General features: G+C 73.0%; 17 protein-coding genes. All 17 read right to left on the bottom strand.

Features of this window, described 5'->3' with window-relative positions; translation table 11 throughout:
- Window positions 1-60: 60 nt before the first annotated feature.
- Entirely contained in the window at window positions 61-1551 is a 1491-nt protein-coding gene (locus tag ACFWDO_RS16760; protein ID WP_380326940.1) for a helix-turn-helix domain-containing protein, read from the bottom strand.
- A gap of 97 nt (window positions 1552-1648) precedes the next feature.
- The gene (locus tag ACFWDO_RS16765; RefSeq protein WP_380326937.1) at window positions 1649-2602 is read right to left on the bottom strand and encodes a carbohydrate ABC transporter permease; all 954 of its coding nucleotides are present in this window, start codon (window positions 2600-2602) and stop codon (window positions 1649-1651) included.
- A complete protein-coding gene (locus ACFWDO_RS16770; RefSeq protein WP_380347062.1) occupies window positions 2599-3567 on the bottom strand; it encodes a carbohydrate ABC transporter permease in 969 nt (322 codons plus the stop codon). Before ACFWDO_RS16770 ends, ACFWDO_RS16765 begins: the two co-directional genes overlap by 4 nt.
- Before the next feature lie 2 nt (window positions 3568-3569).
- Complete coding sequence (locus tag ACFWDO_RS16775) at window positions 3570-4964, bottom strand: extracellular solute-binding protein (protein ID WP_380326752.1); 1395 nt, start codon at window positions 4962-4964, stop codon at window positions 3570-3572.
- 64 nt (window positions 4965-5028) lie between these two features.
- Window positions 5029-6693 carry a glycoside hydrolase family 13 protein gene (locus tag ACFWDO_RS16780; protein ID WP_380326755.1) on the bottom strand — a complete coding sequence of 555 codons (1665 nt, stop codon included), beginning with the start codon at window positions 6691-6693 and terminating at the stop codon, window positions 5029-5031.
- Between the two features lie 187 nt (window positions 6694-6880).
- Window positions 6881-7897, bottom strand: coding sequence for a LacI family DNA-binding transcriptional regulator (locus ACFWDO_RS16785; protein WP_380326758.1), 1017 nt, complete (start codon window positions 7895-7897; stop codon window positions 6881-6883).
- Between the two features lie 140 nt (window positions 7898-8037).
- The gene (gene yjfF, locus ACFWDO_RS16790; protein ID WP_380323696.1) at window positions 8038-9060 is read right to left on the bottom strand and encodes a galactofuranose ABC transporter, permease protein YjfF; all 1023 of its coding nucleotides are present in this window, start codon (window positions 9058-9060) and stop codon (window positions 8038-8040) included.
- Window positions 9060-10166 (bottom strand): ABC transporter permease, encoded by a 1107-nt coding sequence (locus ACFWDO_RS16795; RefSeq protein WP_380323693.1) that lies wholly within the window; start codon window positions 10164-10166, stop codon window positions 9060-9062. The genes yjfF and ACFWDO_RS16795 overlap by 1 nt, the downstream gene beginning before the upstream one ends.
- Window positions 10166-11737, bottom strand: coding sequence for a sugar ABC transporter ATP-binding protein (locus ACFWDO_RS16800; RefSeq protein WP_380323690.1), 1572 nt, complete (start codon window positions 11735-11737; stop codon window positions 10166-10168). Before ACFWDO_RS16800 ends, ACFWDO_RS16795 begins: the two co-directional genes overlap by 1 nt.
- Before the next feature lie 105 nt (window positions 11738-11842).
- Window positions 11843-12847 carry an ABC transporter substrate-binding protein gene (locus ACFWDO_RS16805; RefSeq protein ID WP_380323688.1) on the bottom strand — a complete coding sequence of 335 codons (1005 nt, stop codon included), beginning with the start codon at window positions 12845-12847 and terminating at the stop codon, window positions 11843-11845.
- Between the two features lie 176 nt (window positions 12848-13023).
- The gene (locus ACFWDO_RS16810; protein WP_380323685.1) at window positions 13024-14574 is read right to left on the bottom strand and encodes a sugar ABC transporter ATP-binding protein; all 1551 of its coding nucleotides are present in this window, start codon (window positions 14572-14574) and stop codon (window positions 13024-13026) included.
- A complete protein-coding gene (locus ACFWDO_RS16815) occupies window positions 14574-15593 on the bottom strand; it encodes a LacI family DNA-binding transcriptional regulator (RefSeq protein ID WP_380323682.1) in 1020 nt (339 codons plus the stop codon). The genes ACFWDO_RS16810 and ACFWDO_RS16815 overlap by 1 nt, the downstream gene beginning before the upstream one ends.
- A gap of 98 nt (window positions 15594-15691) precedes the next feature.
- Window positions 15692-17203, bottom strand: coding sequence for an L-arabinose isomerase (araA, locus tag ACFWDO_RS16820; protein WP_380323679.1), 1512 nt, complete (start codon window positions 17201-17203; stop codon window positions 15692-15694).
- Between the two features lie 43 nt (window positions 17204-17246).
- Window positions 17247-17957 carry an L-ribulose-5-phosphate 4-epimerase gene (locus ACFWDO_RS16825; RefSeq protein WP_380323676.1) on the bottom strand — a complete coding sequence of 237 codons (711 nt, stop codon included), beginning with the start codon at window positions 17955-17957 and terminating at the stop codon, window positions 17247-17249.
- Window positions 17958-18002: 45 nt separating this feature from the next.
- Window positions 18003-19655 (bottom strand): xylulokinase, encoded by a 1653-nt coding sequence (locus ACFWDO_RS16830; RefSeq protein WP_380323673.1) that lies wholly within the window; start codon window positions 19653-19655, stop codon window positions 18003-18005.
- 253 nt (window positions 19656-19908) lie between these two features.
- Window positions 19909-21372 (bottom strand): glycoside hydrolase family 43 protein, encoded by a 1464-nt coding sequence (locus ACFWDO_RS16835; protein ID WP_380323670.1) that lies wholly within the window; start codon window positions 21370-21372, stop codon window positions 19909-19911.
- 91 nt (window positions 21373-21463) lie between these two features.
- Window positions 21464-22492: a LacI family DNA-binding transcriptional regulator gene (locus ACFWDO_RS16840; RefSeq protein WP_380347064.1), complete on the bottom strand. Its 1029-nt coding sequence runs from the start codon at window positions 22490-22492 to the stop codon at window positions 21464-21466.
- Between the last annotated feature and the right edge of the window lie 106 nt (window positions 22493-22598).

Consider the following 22598-nt stretch of genomic DNA (forward strand, 5'->3'; position numbering starts at 1 on the left):
GTTGTGCACGGTATTAGGTCTCAGAACGTGCACAACCGCCTGTTCGGCGTCACGGGGTCGTCAGGCCGGGGCGTACCTCTTCACGACACGGCTCACCGTCGAGGGCGACACCTCGACCTGCTCGGCGATCTCGCGGTGCGTCAGGCCGTCGCCGGACAGCTCGACGATGCGGCGGTCTCGGTCCGACGCGGGCAGGGCGTCCGCCTCCTGCGGAGCCGCCGGCTCCGCGGGGGCGCCGTGCGACGTGAGGAACGCGGACCGCTCCGCGAGCGCACCGCCCAGGGCGGGGTCGAGCCCGGGGTCGGACTGCCGCAGCAGGTCGAACACCTCGACCCGGCGGGTGTGCCCGGTCTCCGGCAGCGGCTCGCGCGTGCCCGGCAGCCCGGCCTCCGCCTCGACGTCCGCGGGCCGCGGGACGACGTCGGCGGCGACATCCTCGGCGGCCCGCTCGTCCGCGGCCCGTTCGTCCGTGAGGTGGGGGGTGACGCCTGCGGCCGGGTCGTGACCGAGGTCCTCGCGCGGGTCGTCGAACCAGGCCTCGACGGTGACGTCAGCCGCGCCCTCGGCGCGGGGCTCGCCGGCCTCCACCGTGGGGATCACGCCGGTGAGCGCCGCCTCGAACTCGTCGGCGAAGGTCGCGTCCGCGGGGCCCCCGTCGGTCCGGGTCACCACCGGCACCTGACCGGGCTGCTGCGCGGGCGCGGTGACCGCGGCCCCGCTGACCCCGACCGGCTGAGCCGTGGCGGCGAGGGCGGCGAGCGACGGCGCGGCGGGGGCGGCCGAGCGCGCCGCCCGCGACCCGCCGGCGGACCCGCGGCTGACGCCGCGCTCGACGGAGCTGGCGCCGATCAGGTCGAGCCGGTTGCCGTGCCGCTCGGCGGCCTCGAGCCGCTCCACCCACACCTGCATGCGCCGCTCGAAGTCCTCGACCGTCAGCAGCTTGAGGGCCGCGTCCCGCGCCGCGCGCTGGCGGCGGTGCGCCACGCGCACCTTGCGCATGCCGGCGTGGTTCCCGGTGCTGTCGAGGCGGGCGTCGCGCCACACCTCGAGCGCGGTGACGTACTGGTGCACCCGGTGCTCGCGGCGGCGCTCGTCGAGGGTGTGCCCGGTGACGAGGTGCCGCTCGCCCACGAGGGCGAGGTGCCACATGAGCGCGGCGACCAGCGGCGGCACGAACCGGAACGCCACCATGTAGGGCATGCTGGCGTCGGGCACGGCGATCTCGTGCAGGGCCGCGAACATGCCGGACGTGCCCGACAGGATCCAGGTCAGGGTGAGGAGAACGCCGTACGGGCGGCCCTCGAGGGCGGCGTTGCGCGCCATGAGGGCGACGGCCACGAGGGAGACCTCGAGGAAGCCGGCGAGGGCGTACGCCTCGGCCGGCGACATGCCGGCCACCTCGAGGCCGAAGAGCACCATGCCGCTGTAGGCCAGGGCGGTCGCGATGGTGGCGGCGACGACGACCGCGACCATCGGCAGATGCCGACCGCGGTAGCGCACCGTGGTCCGGGCGGGGCCCGGGGTGTCGGTCGTCGGGTCGTGCTGGGTCACGTCGCTCCTCCGGGGTCGCTGATCTGCGCAGACGTCAGATCTGCGCATATATCAGCATTCGGACGATCCAGGCGTCAACGACACAGCGGGTGAACCGTCAGCCCTTGACCGCTCCCCCGAGGCCGGCGCCGCGCAGGAACAGCCGCTGGAACCCGAGGAACATCGCCACGGGGAGCACGGTCGCGATCGCGAGCGACGCGAGGAAGACGCCCAGGTCGGTCGACGCCTCGATGGCGGGCAGCCGCACGGACAGCGGCTGGATCTCCGGGTCCTTGAGCACCAGCAGGGGCCAGAGGAAGTCCTTCCACGACGCGATCACGGCGAACACGGAGACGACGCCGAGGATGGGCTTGGACATGGGCAGCACCACCGACCAGAACAGCCGGTAGGGGCCGGCGCCGTCGACCCGCGCCGCCTCGAAGACCTCCCGGGGCAGGGAGTCGAAGAAGCGCTGCACCAGCAGCACGTTGAACGCGCTGGCGCCGGCCGGCAGCCACACGGCCCAGAAGCTGTCGACCAGGGACCGTCCGAGCAGCGGCGGGTCGAGGATCGTCAGGTACAGGGGCACGAGGAGCACGACGGCGGGCACGAACATCGTGGACAGCACGAGCGCCTGCACGACGCGGCCGTAGCGCGGGCGCAGCACCGACAGGGCGTAGCCGCCCGTCGTCGCGACCACGATCTGCACGAACCAGGACCCCACGGCCAGCCACACCGTGTTCATGAAGTAACGGCTGATCTGCACGTCGTTCCACGCCCGCTCGAGGTTCTCCCACGCGATGCCGTGCGGGAAGACCGCCATCGGCGTGCGGAGGATGTCCTGGGTGGGCGTGACCGCGAACTTCGCCAGGAGCAGCATCGGCCCGAGGCCCACGATGACGAGCAGCAGGAGCAGCAGCACGTGCGTGCCGCCCATCCCCCACCGCACGGCCGGGCGGCGCCAGTCGGGCGCGGACAGCGCGCCGCGGTCGCCGTCGTCGGACGGGGTGGCGGCCCGACGACGGCGCGAGGTTCGCGACGGGGCCGGGCGGTCGGGGGTGGTGAGGGTCATGACGTGCTCCAGGACCGCGTGAGCCGGAAGTAGAGGACCGAGAAGACGGCGAGGACGCCGGCGAGCATGAGCGAGAGCGCCGTCGCGGCGCCGTAGTCGCCGCCGAGGCTGTTCTGGAACGCGTACCGGTAGATGAGCAGCAGCACGGTCACCGTGGCGTTGTTCGGCCCGCCGCCGGTGAACAGGTACGGCTCGAGGAACACCTGCGCCGTGCCGATGACCTGCAGGATCAGGGTGATGAACAGGACCCCGCGCAGCTGCGGCAGCGTGACGTGCCAGATCTTGCGCCACAGGCCGGCACCGTCTACCTCGGAGGCGTCGTACAGCTCGGCGGGCACGCTCGTCAGGGCGGCGAGGTAGATGATCACCGTGCCGCCCGCGCCGGCCCAGGTCGCCGCGAGCACGAGCGACGGCATCGCCCACGACGCGTCCTGCAGCCACGGGTACGGGCCGAGCCCCACCCAGCCGAGGACCGTGTTGAACACGCCGGTGGGCCCGCCCTTGTAGAAGAACTTCCACAGCAGGACGGCGACGACGGGCGGCACCACGACGGGCAGGTACGCGAGCGCGGAGTACAGCCCGCGCCCGCGCCGCACCTCGCGCATGAGCACGGCCGCGACCAGCGGCACGGGGTACCCGAACAACAGCGCGAGGAACGCGAAGTACAGGGTGTTCTTCACGGCCTTCCACAGCAGCGGGTCGGCCAGGACGTGCCGGAAGTTGTCGAGCCCGACGAACGTCGGGTCGGTGACGAGGTTCGTCTCCTGCACGCTCATGATCACCGCGCGCACGATGGGGAACCAGGAGAAGACGCCGAAGATCACCAGCAGCGGCAGCAGGAAGACGAGGCTGTGCAGCCCGCCGCCGCGCAGCCACGACGCGGGGCCCCGGCGCGGGCGGCCGGTGCCGGCCGCCCGCGCGGGTGCGGCGAGGTCGCCGCGAGGAGAGGAGGTGGTGACGGTCACGGTCAGCCCTGGTCGAGCAGCGCCTGGGCCTGCGTGTCCGCGTCGGCGAGCAGGGCGTCGATGTCGGCGCCCTTGTCCGTGAGGACGGCCTGCACGATCGGGTCGAGCAGCGCGTAGACCTCCTGCGTCTTCTGCGACGGCTCGCCCGCCAGCGGCAGGTCGAACATCGTGTCGGTGAACGCCGTCATCTGGTCGAGCGGGACGTTCACGTAGTCCGCGATCCACTTCTGGTTCTGCTCGTACTGCTCCTTCGAGAACATCGGCAGCACGGGCGTGCCCACCGGCTGGTCGTTCTTCGCGAGGGTCTCGGCGTCGGCGACGGCGCGGTCCTCGTCCACCAGCTTGTCGAGGTAGAAGAAGTCGATCCACTTGATCGCGGCGTCCTTGACGGCGTCGTCGACACCCGCAGGCACGCCCGCGAGGGTGCCACCGGTGAGGGTCGCGGCCTCCGGCGCGTCGGACAGCGGGATCGGCGCGAGGCCGTACGTGTCCGGGTCGACGGCGTTGGTCTGCACCAGGGACGTGTAGATGTCGGAGCCCGACGTGAACATGCCCACCTGGCCGGCCGCGAACTCCTGGTTGATGCTCCCCCAGTCGAGCAGGAAGTTGCCTCCCATGGAGTTGTCTTCCCACCGCAGGTCGTGGAGGAACTGCAGGGTCTCCTTGGTGCCCGCGTTGTCGAGGGTCGCCGTGGCCTTCTGGTCCGCGTCGACCTCGACGGTGCGGCCGCCGCGCGCGACGGTCTGCGCGGTGAGCTGCCATCCGCCCGTGTTGTTCTGCGTCATCGTGGCGTAGCCGGCCACGCCGGGGTTCGCGTCGGCGATCTTCTTCGCGTACTCGCGCACCTGCTCCCAGGTGGTGGGCGGGCTGTCGGGGTCGAGGCCCGCCGACTCGAAGAGCTGGCGGTTGTAGTGCAGCGCCACCGGGTAGGCGTTCTTCGCGGGGATCGCGTAGACGTGCCCGTCCTCGCCGGTGCCGGACTCGAGGATGGTCGGGTTGAACTGGTCCGCGTACGGCAGCGCCCGGAACTGGCTGTCCATGTCGGCGAGCTGGCCGTTCTCCACGAGCCCCTGCGCGTCGGTGAACGGGATCTCGAAGACGTCGGGCAGCGTGCCGCCGGCGAGCTGGGCGGCGAACGTCGTCGCCTTCCACTCGTACTCCTCGGGCTGGACGTCGATGTCGGGGTTCGCCTTCTCGAACTCCGCGACCTGGTCCTCGAAGGCGGCGATCGCCTCCTCCGTGGACCCGGGCAGCAGGGAGACCACCGAGAGGGTGACCTGCCCCGCCGAGTTGGTGCTCTCGTCCTTCGGGTCGCCCCCGCCGGAGCACGCGGCGAGCGCGCCCGTGGTGAGCGCGCCGACCAGGATGAGGGCGGCCGGCTTTCGTGTGGACTTCATCGTCACTCCTTCTCGAGGAACCATCGGTGGAACCGCGGGTGGTGCTGCTCGGACGGGCAGGTGCTCACGGTCGGAACCAGACCGCGTGGTCGGTGGGGACCTGGCCGAGGGGCTCGCGGGGGTCGCCGCTGTGCAGCACGACGGCGGCGCCGCGCGGCAGCGGGACGGGCTCGGGCCCGAGGTTCACGACGCACACCAGCGCGTCGTCCCCCGCGGCGCCCCGGGCGAAGGCGAGGACGTCGTCGCCGACGGCGGCGCCGTCCACGGCGTCGAGCCAGCGCAGGCCGCCGCCGTGCAGCGCGGGCTCGGCGCGCCGGGCCGCGAGTGCGCGCCGGTACAGGGAGAGGGTCGACGCCGGGTCGCCGTCCTGGGCCTCGACGGACAGCTCGCCCCACGCCGCCGGCTGCGGCAGCCAGGGCGCGGCGCCGCCGTCGGGCCCGAAGCCGAACGAGCTGCCCGCGCGCGTCCACGGCAGGGGGACGCGGCAGCCGTCGCGGCCGGGGTCGACGCCGCCGGACCGGTCGTGCATCGGGTCCTGGATGACGTCGAGCGGCAGGTCCTCGACCTCCGGCAGCCCCAGCTCGTCGCCCTGGTAGACGTAGAGCGCCCCGGGCAGGGCCGCCACGAGGAGGGCCGCGGCGCGCGCCCGACGGCGCCCGAGCTCGATGTCCGTCGGGGTGCCGAACCGCTTGGCGGCGAACGCGAAGGACGAGTCCTCGCGCCCGTAGCGCGTCACCGGGCGGGTGACGTCGTGGTTGGACAGCACCCAGGTGGCCGGCGCGCCGACCGGGGCGTGCGCGTCGAGCGTCGTCGTGATCGACTCGCGCAGCGCCTTCGCGTCCCACGGGCGGGCCATGAAGTCGAAGTTGAACGCCGTGTGCATCTCGTCCGGTCGCAGGAACCGGGTGAACCGCGCGGTGTCGGGCAGCCACACCTCGCCCACGAGGACGCGCGGCTCGTCGTACGAGTCGGCCACGGCGCGCCAGGACCGGTAGACGTCGTGCAGCTCGTCGCGGTCCACGTGCGGGTGCTCCCCGGGGCCCGGGTGCTCCGGCACCTCGGGCAGCTCCGGGTCCTTCACCAGCAGGGCGGCCGAGTCGATGCGGATGCCGGCGGCGCCGCGGTCGAACCAGAACCGCAGGATCTCCTCGTGCTCGCGGCGCACGTCCGGGTGGTCCCAGTTGAGGTCCGGCTGGGACGGCGCGAACAGGTGCAGGTACCACTCGCCGGGCGTGCCGTCGGGGTTCGTCGTGCGGGTCCACGTGGTGCCCTGGAAGTCGGACACCCAGCGGGTGGGCAGCTCGGCGCCGTCCTTCCCGCGGCCGGGGCGGAACCAGAACCGCTCCCGCTCGGGCGAGCCGGGCCCGGCGGCCAGGGCCGCGCGGAACCACGGGTGCTCGTCCGAGACGTGGTTGGGCACGACGTCGACGATGGTGCGGATGCCGAGCTCGCGGGCCTCCGCGATGAGCGCCTCCGCCTCGGCGAGCGTGCCGAACTGCGGGTCGATGGCGCGGTAGTCGGCGACGTCGTACCCGCCGTCCGCGAGCGGCGACACGTACCAGGGGGTGAACCAGATCGCGTCGACCCCGAGGTCCCGCAGGTACCCGAGGCGGCTGCGCACCCCGGCCAGGTCCCCCGTGCCGTCGCCGTTCCCGTCGGCGAACGAGCGCGGGTAGACCTGATAGATCACCGCGCTGCGCCACCACTCGGCCTCGTGCCCCGTGCTCACCGATGAGCCCCTTCCACGTCGTCGTCGATGAGCAGGACAGTAACCAGGCGACGCAGACCACGCAAGAACTCGACAGACTCGTTATCAAACCGCGATCATCGCCGCGCAGGAACCCCGTGCACGCGAACGGCCGGCCGGGCGACGAGGGTCGCCCGACCGGCCGTGGCGCGGTGGAGGGAAGGGTCGGTCAGCCGGCGGCGCGCGGAGCCGCCGCCGTCGAGCGCCGCACGACGAGCTCCGGCTCGAACAGCAGCTCGTCGCGCGACACCGCGGCGCCGGCGATCATGCTCGCAAGGATGTCCACCGCGGCGCGCCCCATCGCGTCGATCGGCTGCCGCACGGTGGTGAGCGCCGGGTCGGTGGAGTTCATCAGCGCCGAGTCGTCGTAGCCGACCACCGAGACGTCGCGCGGCACCTCGAGCCCCGCGCGGCGGACGGCGCGCACCGCGCCGAGCGCGAGCGGGTCGGACGCGCACAGGATCGCCGTCGCGCCGGCGTCGAGCAGGCGGCCCGTCGAGGCCTGGCCGCTCTCCAACGAGTACTGGCTGTGCACCACCAGCTCGTCGGGGAGCTCGACGCCGTGCCGCGCCGCGAAGGCGCGGGCGGCGGCGAGCTTGCGCTCGGACGGCACGTGGTCGCGCGGGCCCAGCAGCAGGCCGATCCTGGTGTGTCCCATGGACACCAGGTGCTCGAGCGCCTGGTGCGTCGCCACCAGGTCGTCGCACGACACGTGCGGGAAGTCGAGGCTCTCGATGGAGGCGTTGATGAGCACGACGGGCAGGCTCAGGGCCTGCAGCCGCTCGTAGTGGGCGTGGTCCGCGTCGCGCTCGGCGTAGAAGCCGCCGGCGAAGATGACGCCCGAGACCTGCTGGCCCAGCAGGAGGTCGATGTACTCCGCCTCGGAGATGCCGCCCGCGGTGCGTGTGCACAGCACGGGGGTGAAGCCCTGCTGCGCGAGCGCCCCGCCCACGACCTCGGCGAACGCGGGGAAGATCGGGTTGGCCAGCTCGGGGAGCACCAGCCCCACCAGCCGGGGCCGGTCGCCGCGCAGCTTGGTGGGCCGCTCGTAGCCCAGCACGTCCAGCGCCGTGAGCACGGCGTCCCGCGTCGCCTGCGACACCCCGGGCTTGCCGTTGAGCACCCGGCTGACCGTCGCCTCGCTGACCCCCACCTTCGCGGCCACGTCGGCCAGTCGTCTCGACATGCCTCGACTGTACACGCGATCACGCAAGCCGCTTGCGTGACTTGCGCTCCTTGCGGGGACGTGTCGAACAGGCGGTTGCGCACGTCCTGAGGGCTCAGAAGGTGCGCAACCGCCTGTTCGACGATCGATGCTGCCGCGCGCTAGGAGCGCCGCAGGGCCAGCAGCCGCTGCAGGACCACGAAGACCAGCAGCAGCCCGCCGATGACGATCTTGGTCCACCAGGAGCTGAGGGTGCCCTCGAACGTGATGATCGTCTGGATGAGGCCGAGCACGAGGACGCCGAGCACCGAGCCGAGCACGAAGCCGGTGCCGCCGGTCAGCAGCGTGCCGCCGATGACGACGGCGGCGATGGCGTCGAGCTCCATCCCCACGCCGGTCAGGGAGTAGCCCGACCGGGAGAACATGGCGAACAGCAGGCCGCCGAGGCCGGCGCACGTGCCGCTGATGACGTACACCAGCACCTTGGTGCGCGCGACGGGCAGGCCCATGAGCCGCGCGGACTGCTCGCCGCCGCCGATGGCGTAGACGGTGCGGCCGAACTGCGTGTAGTGCAGCAGGTAGAACGCCACCGCCACCACGACCAGCGCGATCACGACGCTGGACGTGATGCGCCACTGCCCGCCCGCCCACGTGTCCCACGACGCGAGCGCCACGAACGTGTCGTCGTCGATGGGGATCGACTCGGGGGCGATGAGGAAGCACAGCCCGCGGGCGAAGAACATCGCGGCGAGGGTGGCGATGAAGGGCTGCACCTCGAACACGTGCACCATGGCGCCGACCAGCAGGCCGATCAGGGAGCCGATCAGCACGACCAGCGGGATCACGACCCCCGCCGGGACGCCGGCCCGCAGCAGGTAGGCCGCCGTCACGCCGGACAGCGCGAGGACGGACCCGACCGAGAGGTCGATGCCGCCCGTGAGGATGACGAACGTCATCCCGACCGCGAGCACGACGAGGAACGCGTTGTTGATGAACAGGTTCGCGAGGACGCCGACGGACAGGAAGTTGTCGTAGCGGGCGCCGCCCACCACGAGCAGCAGCACGAACACCACGAGGGTGCCGACCACCGGCAGGTAGCGCCGGTCGAGGCGGAAGCGTCGGCCGACGGCCGGCACGCGGTCCGGGGACGGCGCCCCGCGGCGCGAGGATGCGAGGGTCGTCATCAGGCCACCACCTTGTCCGTGGAGACGTCCGCGGGCTTGTCGGAGGGCGCGACGGGCGCCGTCCTGCCGCGCCGTCGGGTGCGTTCGGAGAGCTTGCGCCGCATCACCGGCGACTGCAGCAGCGTGACCGCGGCGACCACGAGGGCCTTGAACAGCGGCGTCACCAGCGGGGAGATGCCGACGTTCGTCACCGTGAGCGACAGCGTCGCGATGATGAGGACGCCGACGAACGTGCCGGAGAGGGAGAACTTGCCGCCGGCCAGCGAGGTGCCGCCGATGACGACGGCGAGGATCGCGTCCAGCTCGATGAACAGGCCGGCGTTGTTCGCGTCGGCGGCCATGACGTTCGAAGCCAGGATGAGGCCCGCCAGGGCGGAGAAGAGGCCCGACAGCGCGAACACGGTCCAGACGATGGTCCGCGACCGCACGCCCGCGAGCCGGCTCGCGGCCGGGTTGATGCCCACCGACTCGACGAGCATCCCCAGCGCGGTACGGCGCACGAGCAGTGCGACGAGCGCGAAGACGCCGAACGCCACCAGCGTGGCGACCGGCAGGCCGACCCAGAACCCGGCGCCGAGCGTCTTGAACGGCGCGCTGGTGACCGTGGTGATCTGCCCCTGGGTGATGAGCATCGCGACGCCGCGGCCGGCCGTCATGAGGATGAGCGTGGCGATGATCGGCTGGATGCCGAGCACCGACACGAGGAACCCGTTCCACACGCCGAGCACGAGGCCGAGGGCGAGGGCGAGCCCGATCGCGACCAGCACGGTGACCGGCGCGGCCGGGTCCGGCGCGCCCGCGATGTACGTGAGCGCGACGGCCCCCGAGATCGCGACCACCGCCCCGACGGAGAGGTCGATGCCGCGGGTGGCGATCACCAACGACATGCCGAGAGCCACGAGCATGAGCGGCGCGCAGTTGCGCAGGATGTCGATGGGCGAGCCGAAGAGGTGGCCGTCGAGGATCGACACGGACAGGAAGCCGGGCCGCACGGCGGTGTTCACCGCGAGCAGCGCGACCAGGGCGAGCACCGGCCAGAACAGGCGGTGGCGCACGACCGCGCCGATGCCGCCGGCGGCCTGGCCGTTGACAGCGGACGTGGGCATCAGCGGTCTCCTCCGCTCGCGATGAGCTCGACGACGTCGTCGACGCCGACGTCGTCGGTGTTGGTCAGCTCGGCGACCTTCTGGCGGTCGCGCATGACGGCGATGCGGTGGCTGAGCCGCACCACCTCCTCGAGCTCGGCGGAGATGAAGAGCACCGCCATGCCGCGCCCGGCGAGGTCGGACACCAGGCGCTGGATCTCCGCCTTGGCGCCGACGTCGATCCCGCGGGTCGGCTCGTCGAGGACGAACAGCTCGGGCGCGGTGGCGAGCCAGCGCGCCAGCAGCACCTTCTGCTGGTTGCCGCCCGAGAGGTTGCGCAGGAGGGCGTCGGGGTCGGCGGGCCGGATGTTCAGCGCGTCGATGTACCGGTGCACGAGTTCGTCGACCTGCTTGCCGGGCAGCGGCCGCAGCCAGCCGCGGTCCGCCTGGAGGCCGAGCACGATGTTCTCCCGCACCGTGAGGTCCCCGACGACGCCTTCGGCCTTGCGGTCCTCGGACGAGAACGCGATCCGGCGGGAGATCGCGGCGCGCGGCGTGCGCAGGCGCGCGAGCGCCCCCTTGATCCGCAGCGTGCCGGTGTCGGCGCGGTCGGCGCCCGCCAGGAGCCGGGCCACCTCCGTGCGCCCGGACCCGAGCAGGCCGGCGAGGCCCACGACCTCGCCCTCGTGCACGTCCAGGTCGAACGCCTCCACGGAGCCGCGGCGGCCGAGGCCGACGGCCTGGACGAACGGCGCGCCGCGCGTGGTGTCGACGGCGTGCTCGGTCCGGACCTCGAGGTCCTCGAGCGCCTCCATCGAGCGGCCGATCATGCGGGAGACGAGCTCAGTGCGGCTGAGCTCGGCGGTGCGGTACTCCCCCACCTTCGCGCCGTTGCGCAGCACGGTCATGCGGTCGGACAGCTCGAAGACCTGCTCGAGGAAGTGCGACACGAACAAGATGGCGACGCCCTGGTCACGCAGGCGCCGCACCACGGAGAAGAGCCGCGCCACCTCCCCGGCGTCGAGGCTGGAGGTCGGCTCGTCGAGGATGAGCACCTTGGCCTCGACCACCATCGCGCGGCTGATCGCGACGAGCTGCTGCACCGCGATCGAGTGCGCGCCCAGCGACGAGGCGGGGTCGATGTCGAGCCCCATCGTCGCGAGGTGCTCGGCGGCCCGGCGTCGGGTGGCCGGCCAGTCGATGGCGCCGAGCCGCCGCGGCTCGTTGCCCAGCATGATGTTCTCCGCCACCGTGAGGTTCTCGCAGAGGTTCACCTCCTGGTACACGGTGGCGATGCCCGCGGCCTGGGCCTCGCCGGGGCCGGCGAACCGGTGGGGCGCGCCGTCGACGAGGATCTCGCCCGCGTCGATGCCGTAGACGCCCGTGAGCGCCTTGATCAGGGTGGACTTCCCGGCGCCGTTCTCGCCCATGAGGGCGTGCACCTCGCCGGGCAGGAGGCGCAGGTCGACCCCGTCGAGCGCCTTGACGCCCGGGAACTCGATGGAGATCCCGGTCATCTCGACGACGGGGCGCACCTCCTCGGGGCCGTCGCCCCGGGCGCTGCCGGCGGGGCCGGCGTCCGTGTGCGTCATCGTTGACCTTCCGTGGAGCACGAGGGGTGCACGGTGGTGGTGCGGTGGGGGCGGTGCGGGAGTCCCGTACCGCCCCCACCGCGAGTATCGCGGGCGCGGCGCCCGTCAGTACTGGCGGTCCGGCAGGGCGGCCTTGGCGGCCTCCTGGTCGAACGCCTCGTCCTGGGTGACGATGCGCTTGTCGACGGCCTCGCCCGCCACGACCTTCTTCGCGATCTCGGCGAGGTCCGGGCCGAGCAGCGGGTTGCACTCGACGATGTAGTTGATCTTGCCGTCGGCCAGGGCCTGCATGCCGTCCTTGACGCCGTCGACGGTGATGATCTTGATGTCCTTGCCAGGCACCTTGCCCGCGGCCTCGATCGCCTCGATCGCGCCCAGGCCCATGTCGTCGTTGTGGGCGAAGACGAGGTCGATGTCGTCGTACTTCTGCAGGAAGCCCTCCATCACCTGCTTGCCCTCGGTGCGGGTGAAGTTGCCGGTCTGCGAGTCGATCATCTCGATGTCGCTGCCCTTGATCGCCTCGGCGAAGCCCTTCTGGCGGTCGATCATCGGCGCGGCGCCGGTGGTGCCCTGCAGCTCGACGGCCTTGAAGCCCTGGCCGTCGTACTGCTCCTTGGCCCACTCGCCGGCCCGCTTGCCCTCCTCGACGAAGTCGGAGCCGATGAACGACTCGTACAGGGAGTCGTCCTCGCTGTCGACGGCGCGGTCGGTGAGGATCACCGGGATGCCGGCGGACTTGGCCTCCTCGAGCACGGCGTCCCAGCCGGTCTCGACGACGGGCGAGAACGCGATGACGTCCACGCCCTGCTGGATGTAGGACCGGATCGCCTGGATCTGGTTCTCCTGCTTCTGCTGCGCGTCGGAGAACTTGAGGTCGAAGCCGTTGTCCTTGGTCAGGGTGTCCTTGATGGACTTGGTGTTGGCCGCGCGCCACCCGGACTCCGCCCCGACCTGGGAGAAGCCGAGGGTGATGGTGTCGCTGCCCGACCCCGCGTCCGCGCTGGCGTCGCCGCCGCCCTGCGGCGCCTGCTCGCTGCTGCACGCGACCAGCGAGGCCGCCGTGAGGGCTGCGAGCAGCGCCGCGCTCGCGCGCCGGAAGTTCTTGCTCATGGTCTCCTCCTCGAGACGCCGGCCGACCGGGGCTCCGGTCAGTGGGTCCGCTCCGACCCACCCGGCTGGGCTTGTGTGACCGCTAACATAGCGAAGTATGTGACCGGTCACATAGAGGCGTCCCAGGATTCGACGTCACGATCTCGTAACGCCCTCGCAGGCGGGGTGAAACGCGCTCAGCCCTCGGGGTCGAGCTCGTCGAGGTCGGCGGCGATCATCTCGACGATGGTGTCCACGGTGACGCCCGGCCCGTTGCTCAGCTCGCCGATCTTCTCGCGGTCCTTGAGCACGACGATGCGGTCGGCGAGCCGCACCACCTCCTCCAGCTGGGAGGAGATGAAGACGACCGCCACCCCCTCGCCCGCCAGGCGCGCCACCCGGCGCTGGATGTCGAGCTTCGCGGCGATGTCGATGCCCCGCGTCGGCTCGTCGAGGATCAGGACGTGCGGCCGCGTGGCGAGCAGCCGGGCGAGCTGGATCTTCTGCTGGGTCCCACCCGACATCTCGCCGGCGGGACGGTCCAGGTCCCCCGCGGACAGGTGCAGGGCGTCGAGGTAGGTGTCGACGACGGCGTCCTGCTCTCCCCGGGACAGGGGTCGCGACCAGCCCCGGAGCGCCTGCAGCGCGAGCACGATGTTCTCCCGCACGGTGAGCCCGGCGACGATGCCGTCGCCCCGCAGGTCCTCGCTCGACATGGCGACACGGTGCCGCAGGGCCACCGCCGGGCTCCGCAGCTGCACGCGCACGCCGTCGAGCCACAGCTCTCCGTGGTCCGCGCGCTCCGCCCCGCTCATCAGGCGGGCCAGCTCTGTGCGCCCGGAGCCGCGCAGGCCGGCGAACCCGACGACCTCGCCCCGGGAGAGCTCGACGTCGACCGGCTCGAGGGTGCCGCGTCGGCCGATCGCCGACGCCCGCATCGTGACCTCCCCGGACCGCGCGTAGTGGTGCGCGAGCCGCTCGGAGCGCAGCGCCTGCAGCGCGTCGATGTCCTCGCCGAGCAGCTTCGAGATCACCTCGGCGCGCTCCACGTCGTCGGTGCGGTACTCCGCCACCACCCGTCCGCCGCGCAGCACCGTCATCCGGTCGCTCACCTCGAAGACCTGCTCGAGGAAGTGCGAGACGAACAGCACGGCCGCGCCCTGGTCGCGCAGCCGGCGCACGACGCCCAGCAGCCGGGCGGCCTCGTCCTCGTCCAGGCTCGACGTGGGCTCGTCGAGCACCAGCACGCGCGGCTCGAGGACGATGGCGCGCGCCACCGCGACGAGCTGCTTGGTCGCGGGCGACAGCGACGACAGCGGAGCCCGCGGGTCGATGTCCTCGATCCCCAGCGCGGCGAGCGCCTCCGACGCCCGCCGCCGGGTGCGGCCCCAGTCGATGCCGGACCACCGGCGCACCTCGTGGCCGATCATCACGTTCTCGGCGACGGTCAGGTGCGGGCTCAGGTGCGTCTCCTGGAAGACGGTCGCGATGCCGTCCGCCCGGCTCCGGGCCACGCTCGTCGGCGTGGTCGGGACGCCGTCGACCAGCACCGACCCGGCGAGGAACGGCACCGTCCCCGTCAGCGCGCCGATGAGGACCGACTTGCCCGCGCCGTTCTCGCCCATGAGGGCGTGCACCTCGCCGGGCCGCAGCGCCAGGTCCACGTCGTCGAGGACCCGCACCCCCGAGAGCTCCACCGTGATCCCGGACATCTCGACCACCGGGTCCGCCGGGACCTGCGCGCGCATCAGCCGCCCTTCCGCGGCGGCGCGCTCGACGAGCGCGCGACGAGCTCCGGGGGGATACGGGTCACGTCCGGGATCTCGCGGTCGTCGATCGCGGCCCGGAGCACGTCGACGACCGAGACGCCCAGGGCGTCGAAGTTCTGCCGCACGGTGGTCAGCGGCGGGATGACGTGCCGCGCCAGGGGGATGTCGTCGAAGCCGACGACGCTGAGGTCGTCCGGCACCGAGAAGCCCCGGTCGTGCAGCCCGTGCACGAGCCCCACCGCCATGTCGTCGTTCGCGACGAAGACCGCGGTGTACTCCGGCAGCTCGCGGATGCCCCGCGCGAAGTCGTAGGCGAAGTCCGCCGTCCAGTCCCCGACGACGATGGGGCGCTCGCGCAGCCCCCACGACTTCGCCCGGGCGTGGAACGCCCGCTCCCGGGTCCGGGCGTCGAGCCAGTCGAGCGGCCCGGCCAGGTGCAGCACGTCCCGGTGCCCGAGCGAGACGAGGTGGTCGACCGCGAGCGCCGTCCCCGCCTTCTGGTCCACCGTCACCGTGAGGAACGTCGGGTCCGTGTCGGGCTTCACGACGAGCACGGGGACGCCGACGGCGATGCGGCGCAGCGCCGCGAGGGACGACGACCGGGGCGCGACGACGCAGAGGGCGTCGACGCCCTGCGCGACCAGGTGGTCGACGCCCTCCTGGGGGGTGATCTCCTCCCCCGCCCGCAGCAGCACGGAGCTGACCGTGTACCCGGAGGCGCGCGCCGCGGACTCGACGGCGCGCAGCGTGCTGGTGGGCCCGAACTCGGCGGCGCTCTCCACGAGGACGCCGATGCGGTGGCTGCGCTGCGTGGCCAGGGCCCGCGCCGTCATGTTCGGGCGGTAGTCGAGCTGGTCGATGGCGTCCTGGACGCGGCGCCGGGTGGCCTCCCGGATGTGCGGGTGGTCGTTGAGCACCCGCGACACGGTCATGTGCGAGACACCGGCGAGCTGCGCGACCTGCCGGATGTTCGGCTTGTCGGCACCGGGACTCGCCATGCGGGGCCTCCATCGGGTACGTCCGCCGACCGGCGGCGCGGCGGCGTCAGCCTACCGAACCGCCGGTCGCTCGCCGGTGGTCGAGGTCAGGGCCGTGGTCAGAGCCCCTGGGCGAGGCGGTAGTAGACCTGGTTCCAGCGCACCTGGTCGGCGAAGCCGCGGCGCGTGGTGTCCTCGTCGATGACGAGCAGCTCAGTGCGGGCGATGTTCGCGAACACCTCGAAGGCCTCGACGCCGGCCGCCGTGGACATCACCGTGTGGTGCGCCCCGCCGGCGGTCAGCCACGCCTCGGCCGAGGTGGTGAAGTCGGGGCGCGGCGACCAGACGGCGCGGGCCACGGGCAGGTGCGGCAGGTCGTGGGTGGGCGGGACGACGTCGACCACGTTCGCGGTGAGGCGGAAGCGGTCGCGCATGTCGGCCAGGGACACGACGACGGCGCCCTCGGTGGCGTCGGCGTCGAAGACCATGCGGACCGGGTCCTCCTTGCCGCCGATGCCGAGCGGGTGGATCTCCACGCGCGGCGTCGACGTCGTGAGGGACGGGCAGACCTCGAGCATGTGGGCGCCGAGGATGAGCTCGGAGCCGGGCGTGAGGTCGTACGTGTAGTCCTCCATGAGGGAGGCGCCGCCGGGCAGCCCCTCGCCCATGACCTTCGCGGCGCGCACCAGGACGGCCGTCTTCCAGTCGCCCTCGGCGCCGAAGCCGTACCCCTTGCTCATGAGGCGCTGGACGGCGATGCCTGGCAGCTGGCGCAGCGCGCCGAGGTCCTCGAAGTTCGTGGTGAACGCCTTGGCGCCGCGCTCGAGGAGGAACGCCTCCATGGCGATCTCCTGCCGGGCCGCGTAGCGCAGCGACTCGTGCCGCTCGCCGCCCCGGCGCAGCTCCGCGGCGACGTCGTAGAGCTCCTCGTACTCGGCGACGAGCGCGTCGACCGCGGCGTCGTCCACGGCTTCGACGGCGTCGACCAGGTCGTTGACGCCCCACGTGTTCACCGAGACGCCGAAGCGCAGCTCGGCCTCCGTCTTGTCGCCCTCGGTGACGGCGACGTTGCGCATGTTGTCGCCGAAGCGGACCAGCGTCAGCTCGTGCGTCGCGGCCCAGCCGGCGGCGCCGCGCACCCAGGTGCCGACGCGGCGGGTGACGGCCGGGTTCGACACGTGCCCGACCACGGTGGTGCGCGCGACGCCCAGGCGCGTGGCCAGGTAGGCGTACTCGCGGTCGCCGTGCGCGGCCTGGTTGAGGTTCATGAAGTCGAAGTCGATGTCCGCCCACGGCAGCTCGACGTTCGCCTGCGTGTGCAGGTGCAGCAGCGGCTTGCGCAGCGCGTCCAGCCCGGAGATCCACATCTTCGCGGGGCTGAACGTGTGCATCCAGGTGATGACGCCCAGCACCTTGTGGTCGGCGTTGGCGTCGAGCATCGCGCGGCGGATCGACGCCGCGTCCTTGAGCACGGGCTTCCACACGACGGTCGCGGGCACGTCGGACGAGATGTCCAGGGCCCGCGCGACCTCCTGCGACTGCGCCGCGACCTGCTCCAGCGTCTCGGGGCCGTACAGGTCCTGGCTGCCGGTGAAGAACCAGACCTCGCGGTCGGCGTACGGCTTGCTCATGGGTGTCCTCTCGAGGATTCGGGGTGTCGGTGAGCGGCCGGGCTCAGTGCTGGCCGTAGACGTGCTGGTAGCGCGCGTACAGCGAGTCGACGTGCTCCTGCGCGATCGGCAGCGGCTCGCCGAGCTGGCGCGACACGTGCACGGTGCGGGCCACCTCCTCGCACATCACCGCGGCCTTGACCGCGGCGCGCGCGTCCCGGCCGATGGTGAACGGGCCGTGGTTGCGCATCAGCACCGCCGGGCTGCGGTGGCCGCTCAGGGTCTCGACGATGCCGCGGCCGATCGAGTCGTCGCCGATGATCGCGAACGGCCCTACGGGGACAGGTCCGCCGAACTCGTCGGCCATCATCGTGAGCACGCAGGGGATCTCCTCGGCGCGCGCGGCCCACGCCGTCGCGTACGTGGAGTGCGTGTGCACGACGCCGCCCACCTCGGGCATGTGCCGGTACACGTAGGCGTGCGCGGCCGTGTCGGACGACGGCGACCGGTCGCCCTCGACGAGGTTCCCGTCCAGGTCGCACACGACCATCGCGGCGGGCGTGATGTCGTCGTAGGCGACCCCGGACGGCTTGATGACCAGCAGATCGGCCGAGCCGTCGGGCGTGCGCTCGTCGCGGACGCGCTCGGAGACGTTGCCGGCGGTCCACACGACCAGCTCCCAGCGGGGCAGCTCGGCATGCAGCGCGGCGACCTTCTCCTTCGCGGCGTCGACGGCGGCGCGCAGGTGCGCGGGGACCTCGGTGCGGGGGCTCATGTGCTTCTCCAGTGCGGTGGCGCGGGTCGTCGGCTGCGGGTGTCGTCAGAGGGCTGCGGTGGCGGCGCGCTCGACCGCGAGGCCGGCGGAGTACCGCTCCAGGTAGGCGGCGAAGCCCGCGACGTCGTCCGCGTCGGGCTCTGCGACGTCGAGCCGGGCGTCGGCGAACACACGCTCGGCCAGGTAGGCGTCGAGGGCGGGGGCGGCCTCGCCGTCGCCGTACACCGCGTCGTCCGCGGCGTCGGCGACCGCGCGGGCGTAGGCCGCGAGGACCGCGATGCCCCAGGCGCCGCCCTCCCCCGCGGTCTGCCCGACCGCGACGGGCGCGTCGATCGCGCCGGCCAGCAGGCGCTGGGCCACTCCGGCGGTCTTGAAGAGGCCGCCGTGGGCGAACATCGTGTCGATCGCGACGCCCTCGCCGTGCAGCACGCGCATGCCGAGCGCGAGCGTGCCGAACACGCCGTAGAGCTGCGTGCGGGCGAAGTTCGCCAGCGTGAGGCGGCTGTCGGGGGTGCGGACCACCAGCGGTCGCCCGGCGTCGAGGCCGGTGATCGGCTCCCCGGCGAGGTAGTTGAACGCGAGCAGCCCGCCGCCGTCGGGCGCGCCGTCCAGCGCCGCCGCGAACAGGGCGCCGAAGACGGCGTCCGGCTCGGCCGGCTGCCCGAGCGCCGCCGCGAACTGGCCGAAGACGCCCGCCCACGCGTCGAGCTCGCTGGCGCCGTTGTTGCAGTGCACCATCGCGACGAGGTCTCCGGCGGGCGTGGTCACGAGGTCGAGCTCGTGGTGCACGCTCGCCAGCGGCCGCTCCAGCACGACCATCGCGAAGATCGAGGTGCCGGCGCTGATGTTGCCCGTGCGCGGCGCCACGGAGCCCGTCGCGACCATGCCGGTGCCGGCGTCGCCCTCGGGCGGGCAGAGGAGCACGCCGGGCTGCAGCGTGCCCGTGGGGTCGAGCAGGGCGGCGCCCTCGGCGGTGAGCCGGCCGGCGTCCTGTCCCGCGGTGAGCACCTGCGGCAGCAGGCCCTCCACGTGCAGCCCCGGACGCTTGGCGGCGGCCAGGTGGCGGAACTGCTCGAGCATCCGCGCGTCGTAGTCGCCCGTCGCCGGGTCGATCGGGAACATGCCGGACGCGTCGCCGACGCCGAGCACGTGCCGGCCGGTCAGCGCGCGGTGCACGTAGCCGGCCAGGGTGGTGAACGACGCGACCTGCGGCACGTGCGGCTCGTCGTCGAGGATCGCCTGGTACAGGTGGGCGATCGACCAGCGCAGCGGGATGTTGTACCCGAACAGCGCGGACAGCTCGGCGGCCGCCGGCCCGGTGCTGGTGTTGCGCCAGGTGCGGAACGGGACGAGCAGCCCGCCGTCGGCGTCGAACGGCAGATAGCCGTGCATCATCGCCGAGACGCCGAGCGCCGCGTAGGTCGTGGGGCGCACGCCGTAGCGCCGCTCGACGTCCGCGACCAGCGCCGCGTACGCGCCCTGCAGCCCGGCGTGCACGGCGTCGAGCGAGTAGGTCCACACGCCGTCCGACAGCTCGTTCTCCCACGCGTGCGAGCCGCTCGCGACGGGCTCGTGGTCGGGGCCCACCAGGCACGCCTTGATGTTGGTGGACCCGAGCTCGATGCCGAGCGACGCGCGACCCGCGGCGATCGCCTCCCGGATCGCGGACGTGCCGTCCGGCTGCGCCGCCTGCGTCATCCCTTGCTCCGTCCCCGCCCGCTGCCGGACGTCGTCGAGGTGTGCTCGCCCTCCCGGGCGCACCACCGATGTTAGCGCTCACATTTGCTGGACCCAACCCGCCAGGTGAGCCCGTCCCGCCGAGGAAGTCCGATCCCTGCCGAGGTAGTCCCGAACCTCCCGAAGTAGTCCCGGACCACCTCGCGGGAACCGGACTACCTCGCGGGGTCCGGGACTACCTCGCGGAGAACCGGACCACCTCGGCGGGAGCGCCCTACCTCGGACGGCCAGGGGCGACGACATCGAGGCGCGCGGAGTCGCTGCGCACGGTGCCGTGCGCGTTGGCGACGACGGCACGCACGAGCGAGCCGTCCTGCGCGGCGGCGGGGTGCTTGATCGTCCAGCTCACGACCCCACGAGAGGCGCGGGCCGCCGCGGCCGGGGCGGCGGACCAGGTCGCGCCGCCGTCGTCGGACACCTCCCACGTGACCACGGGGACCGGCGTGCCCGTGGCCTCGACGCGGAAGGTCGCCGGCTGCTTCTCCCGCACGCGCACGTCTTGCGGGCCGGAGGTCACGACCGGCGCCGCGACGTTCTGGTCCACGACCGGCCAGCCGTCCTGCCAGCCGAGGCGCTGCAGCCCGAGGGTCGGGAAGCCGGGGAGCGCCTCGTTCGCGGCGTCGTAGTAGTGGAAGGCGAGCACACCGTCGGACACGGACTGGCCGCCCGGGCCCACGACGGCCCCGTGCGACGCCAGCAGCACGGTGCCCCCGCCGCCGAGCATGTCCTTGCCGCCGGCGTCGAGGTAGGGGCCGGTGACGTCGCGCGAGCGGCCCACCGCGATCTTGTAGGTGCTGTCGAGGCCGCGGCAGCACGCGTCGTAGGAGACGAAGAGGTAGTACCAGCCGTCGTGGGCGTAGACGTACGGCGCCTCGACGGGGTTGCCCGGCACGAACCGGTCCACCAGGTGGGTGGCGTTCTCGAGCGCGTCGGGGGCGAGCGTGCCGCTGGGCCACTCGAGCTCCACGAGGAAGACGCCGTACCAGTACGAGCCGATCGCCATGTACGGGGTGCCGTCGGCGCCCTCGACGATGCCCGCGTCGATCGCGTTGAACGTCTTGCCGCCCGCGATGTCGGCCGGCGAGCTGATCACGGGCCCCCGGTCGACCCACTCGTAGTCGGGGTCGGCCGGGTCGAGCGTCGTGTTGGTGGCCAGCGCCGTCACGGAGGTGTTGGTGCCGAACCGCGACGCCGAGTAGTAGAGGTAGTAGGTGCCGTCGTGCTCGTACACCTCCGGCGCCCACAGGTTGTCGGGGAGCACGCCCCGCCCGTCCGGGCCGGCAAAGCGCTCGTCGATCCACGCGGGGATCTCGTCCCACACCGTGCCGTCGTAGGCCCAGGTGACGCCGTCGTCGTGGCTCGACCACATCTGGATGGCGCCGCCGTTCTCGCGGTTCACCAGGCCCGTGGAGTACACGCGCCACGTGCCGTCGTCGTCGACGACGAGCGCCGGGTCGTGGACGGGCGCCGTCTCCCCCGCCACCGAGAGCCCGCCGACGGGCAGCGACCGCTTCGCCGTCGCCACACCGCCCGCCCCGACGGCCGGCGGCGCCACCGTCGGATCGGCCACCGCCCGGTCGGCCCCCGGCCCACCGGCCGCGACCGACGACGTCACGGCGACCAACGCCGCCGCGACCAGGGCCGACGCGAACGCCCGTCTCGTCGAAGATCTGCGCATCTCACTCCTCTACAACGATGTAGAACTAGGACCGCGGAGAATCTACCGACCCCTCGGCCGGGTGGTCAACGGTCAGGTCCCGCAGCCGCGATCAGCGCGCGGGCGGCGGCGCCGTCGTCGAGCGCACGACGAGCGTCGGCTCGATCCGCTCCGTCGGCACCGCGCCGGCGCCGAGCGCCGCGACCACCATGGCCACGCTGCGCTCCCCCAGCTCGGCGAACGGCTGGCGCACCGTGGTCAGCGGCGGCACGAAGTACGCCGCCCCGGCCACGTCGTCGAAGCCCACCACCGACACGTCGTCGGGCACGGAGATGCCGCGCTCCCAGAAGGCGCGCAGGACGCCGAGGGCGAGCTGGTCGTTCCCGGCGAACACCGCGGTGGGGCCCTCCTGCGCGGCGATCGCCTCCGCCAGGTCGCGACCCGCCGCGTACCCGTCCTCCGCCGACCACGAGCACACCCGCGGCCGGCTCGGGCTGATGCCGCGGGCCTCAAGCGCCGCACGCCACCCGGCCGCGCGCTCGCGCGCATCGAACCAGTCCTGCGGCCCGGCCACGTGCAGCACGTCGCGGTGGCCGAGGTCGAGCAGGTGGTCCGTCGCCGCCCGGGCGCCCGCGCGCTGGTCCACCGCGCAGGACAGCGTCGTCGGCCCCGCGCCCGTGGTGCCCGCGTCGCGCGGCGGCCGGTCGAGCGCGGCCACGACGAGCACCGGCACGGGCGCGCGGAACGACTCCACCGCCGCGGCGACGTCGTCCTGCGGCGCGATCACGACGATCGCCTCGACGCCCTGGTCCATGAAGTGCTCGAGCGCCTCGTGCATCGCCCCGGCGTCATACCGGCGCAGCGACGCGAGGGACACGAAGTACCCCTGCTCGCGCGCCGCGCCCTCGATGGCGATGAGCGTGCTGGTGGGCCCGAAGAGCGCCGAGCCCGTCGTCACGACGCCGAGCGTCGTCGAGCGCGCCGTCGCCAGGGCCCGGGCGGCGCTGTTGCGCCGGTAGCCGAGGGTCGCGATGGCGTCCAGCACCCGCCGGCGCGTCTCCCCGCGCACGCTCGGGTGGTCGTTCAGGACGCGGGAGACCGTCTGGTGCGAGACCCCCGCGACGGCCGCGACGTCGGCCATGGACGGGCCGCGCGGCCCCGGTGGCCCGGCCCCGCCCGCGCCGGCGGGGCAAGCGCCACGGGCGCGGGACGCGCCGCGGCCACGGCGAGCACCCCCCCCCCGGACA

The sequence above is a fragment of the Isoptericola sp. NPDC060185 genome, from assembly GCF_042728595.1.
In the GTDB taxonomy this organism is placed as follows: Bacteria; Actinomycetota; Actinomycetes; order Actinomycetales; family Cellulomonadaceae; genus Isoptericola.